A 3194-nucleotide genomic window follows, 5' to 3' on the forward strand; every position below is an offset into this window, starting at 1 on the left:
ACCACCAACACCTGTTTCATTTCCATCTTCTGGGGTTGCTTCTGGAGTCAGAGTTTCTGGAGTTACTTGAGTTGTTTCAGTTACCGGAACAGTAGTATCTACTTCTACTTCGTCTGCTAATATATGTACTCGCTGAGAACGAGCTAACTTTAACCACTCACCATCATCTGTGACATAACCTATTTCTGCCTGATATTCTCGTTGAGTATCTAGAGACTCAACTTCCTTGTGTGTGCTTGATTCTGATATATCGTGCTCTTGCACAGTCTCACCTGCTTGTGAGTCTAGGTCAATATCTGTCACATCATAAACTCGGAGTTGATATTGCTGACCACCATGTGATTTGGCTGCTTCTTTGTCTGCTTGTGGTACTGACCAAGTTGCTGATGCTGTTTTACTTGAGTTGGGGCTAAGAGTTATTTGACTATTTTTTTCTTGGCTTGCCCAAGCTGCTACTAACCCTGCTATTCCTGCTATTCCTGCTATGGGAGCTACTCCTATACCAGGACTACCAACGCCTGTTTCATTGCCCTCTTCTGGGGTTGGAGTTGCTGGTGCATCAGTTCCCTCAGCAACTCCAGCACCAGTAACAGGAGTTCCCCCTACAGGAGGAGAGTCTGAATCTGTAGTTGTTCCTGGAGCTACTCCAGTTCCACCTGTTCCTACTGACTCATCTCCACGCCCTCTGAGCAGTCCCCATAATAATGCTCCTACTAAAGGAATTCCTAATAACAGTAATATCCACCAGGGAAATCCTTTTTTTTCTGTTTCTTTATTGGCATCACCAGTAGGTGCTTGTACCAGTGTTGTCTCAGTTTTATTATCTGGACTGGGTGCAGTTGCTACACCTCCGGCAGTTGCAGAATCCGTTTCCTCCTGTTTGTTTAATGCTGTCTCCGTTTGAGGTTCGGCACTGGGTGCAGTTGCTACACCTCCGGCAGTTGCAGAATCCGTTTCCTCCTGTTTGTTTAATGCTGTCTCCGTTTGAGGTTCGGCACTGGGTGATGTTACTACCTCTGAAGGCTTGGCTTTATTGACCGGGGTAATAGTTGCTAAATCACTTCTTCCCTGTTTGTCTGCTGCTGCCACAACTTGTTGACCAGCTTGAGAAGTAACTAAACCTAGAAATGCTAGAACTTCTGGAGGGGCAGCCTCTTTTTTGTAAACGTAGCTACGGGGTTGAGAGTATGGATAACGGGGGTCATTTGGCAGGGTTTTGTGCATCTGAACAACCCGAACATTTTCTTTGTTCAGAACTTGGTCGGCGATCGCATAACTAATTCCATCTTTACCTAGTTCTTTAACTACTGCTGCTGTATCATCCTCGGATACCTGAGTAGTATTACTTCCTGTCCTAAACGGACTTTTTTTAAACACCTCATAGCTTTTGAGAGCTTCCCTGGTATCACTAGACTCTGGGCGATCGATAAAGCGAATTGGTTTTTTCGGGCCTCCTACTTCTGACCAATTGGTTATTTCTCCCCGGAGTATTTTAGCAAATTGCTCAAATGAGAGGTTTTCTTGAAATGGGTTGTCTGGGGCAACTATAATAGCAATCTTGCCTCGATTAATCGGGACTTCAACTAATCCTTGGTTTTTTTCCCGAGCAGTTAATCGACGTCCCACGGCTATTAAATCTGTTTCTCCTTTCAGGAGTGCTTCTAATACTCTACTTGTATCACCTGTTACCAGTTCAACTTGAGCATCTGGATATTTTTCTTCGTAACGTTGTATTAGTGCTTGATTAGTAACTACCATACTACTAGAGCTGGACAATCTGATGTTTGTGCCACTTGGTAGTGATTCAGGTAGTGGGTAGGTAGTATCTGAGTTAACGGATTGAGCTAGGATAGTATTGCTTAAAAAAGATAAATTAGCAGCTGCTAAGGGCTTAGGAGTAGCAGTCAAGGTTAGCAATACTACTGATATTTGAAATAACTTTTTGCTAGATGAAGACATTTTTATCTGGCTTTTAGGTTGACAAAATATGGTTAAATTAACCTCGATCAATTAGCCTTTAGCTTGAATCTAACTCACCTATCTACTATTAGTTTTTTACTAATAAATTGACAGTTAATTTTTTCCAGCTGAAGGCTAAATTACTTATGAATATTTTTTTTTAATTACACCCTCAGTTAGCTTTTTACTGAGAGCTTTTTGAATGTCAATAGATATATTTTGAAGCCATATACTCTTGATTATTTCTATGCAAAATGCAAATCAAGTAATAGTGCTTTTTGAAATTTATGAGCCTTTGTTCAGAAAAAAATAATTCACATTTTAACTATAGAAATTGTTAACTCTCCTTGATTATCCTCAATATAACTATCAAAGAAAAATGCACAGATATTTGTTGTTTGTAGTACTTCTAAAGTTAATGTATCGTCATCACCATTTAAAGTTGACCAAGTAGCCTCTACTTCTAAGTTGGTTTTTTTATTTATAAACTTGCCACCATAAATCCACAACATAACAATCGGTTCACCAACGTTATTTTCATCGTTTCGGTATCCAAACGAACCACTGCGAATTCTAATTACATATATCCCTGGTTCTAATTTTGTCGAAACTCCTGTTTCTTCCTGAATCTTGCGCATAGCTTCAGCATCAAGGACATAACAGTTTTTTTTGCTGTCAATCTTCAGATCCGTAACTGTACAACCTTCCATATTTCTTTCTATATTCCTACTAAAATTTTCTACTCTTCTCAACTAAGGCCATTCCTACTCTTAATTTGAAAATCTACACAACTGTCCAAAAATTAATAGTAAGTAAGAGGGCTATTTTAGTTTGAGAATCGTTCTGTAGTTAGTTTACACCTGTTTTGTCCATCCCTTCACAGTTTGGCCTACTCAAAATATTAAATAATGTTGCCAACTTTGAAATTTTAAGTTAAGTTATATTACATAAGCTTGAAATCAAATGAGGATAATGGTCATGGAAAATCAAGAGAAAAAGCTAGGTTTTACTGACTTTGCAGAAACTTGGAATGGTCGCTTGGCAATGTTGGGTTTTGTTATCGGTATTGCTACAGAACTCTTAACTGGTCAAGGTATTCTTTCCCAACTCGGTTTGATGTAATTTTTCCGACATTTTTTTGTTATTTGCACTTAAATGCAACTATTGGAGGTTTATTACTATGGAAAATCAAGAGAAAAAGCTAGGTTTTACTGACTTTGCAGAAACTTGGAATG

The 3194-nt window shown here is 39.1% G+C and carries 3 protein-coding genes; 1 reads left to right on the forward strand and 2 read right to left on the reverse strand.

Annotation, left to right across the window (positions count from 1 at the left end; genetic code table 11):
- The coding region (locus tag ACP6PM_RS20915) for a substrate-binding domain-containing protein (RefSeq protein WP_426588026.1) at positions 1-1959 on the reverse strand (1959 nt) is incomplete at its 3' end.
- 314 nt (positions 1960-2273) lie between these two features.
- A complete protein-coding gene (locus ACP6PM_RS20920; protein WP_426588028.1) occupies positions 2274-2669 on the reverse strand; it encodes a hypothetical protein in 396 nt (131 codons plus the stop codon).
- A 268-nt stretch (positions 2670-2937) separates the two neighbouring features.
- Here ACP6PM_RS20920 and ACP6PM_RS20925 point away from each other — a divergent pair, with 268 nt between their 5' ends.
- A complete protein-coding gene (locus tag ACP6PM_RS20925) occupies positions 2938-3081 on the forward strand; it encodes a chlorophyll a/b-binding protein (protein ID WP_293099609.1) in 144 nt (47 codons plus the stop codon).
- Positions 3082-3194 lie beyond the last annotated feature (113 nt).

The sequence above is a fragment of the Dapis brunnea BLCC-M229 genome (genome assembly GCF_050015995.1).
Lineage (GTDB): Bacteria > Cyanobacteriota > Cyanobacteriia > Cyanobacteriales > Microcoleaceae > Trichodesmium.